Source organism: Treponema sp. UBA7567 (assembly GCF_002476655.1).
Classification (GTDB): domain Bacteria; phylum Spirochaetota; class Spirochaetia; order Treponematales; family Treponemataceae; genus Treponema_D.
On sequence record NZ_DLLH01000007.1, the window covers coordinates 18209 to 18498 of the forward strand.

The window sequence follows — 290 nt, forward strand, 5'->3', positions numbered from 1 at the left end:
GGAATTATGCCGATTACAAACGCAAATCAGGTAAGTAAAATGGTTGACCTTTCAAATGCATACATTCCACGCAAGCTCCTTTCTTTTTGCGACCGCTTCCGAAACGACAGCGAAGCTATGAAGCAGGCAGGAATCGCTTATGCCACAGACCAGATTATAGATTTAATTTCAAACGGCATCCGGGGAATTCACATTTACACAATGAACAAACCGGAAATCGCAGAATCAATCGTAAAAAACATCGATTCAATCATAAAAGCTGTAAATAAATAGCCCGAATGTCGAGTTTT

1 protein-coding gene is annotated in these 290 nt (G+C 40.0%); it reads left to right on the top strand.

The features are described from left to right. Positions 1-273, top strand: a 273-nt coding sequence (locus B3Y13_RS00550) for a methylenetetrahydrofolate reductase (protein ID WP_296691960.1), incomplete at its 5' end; no start/stop codon positions are given. Positions 274-290 lie beyond the last annotated feature (17 nt).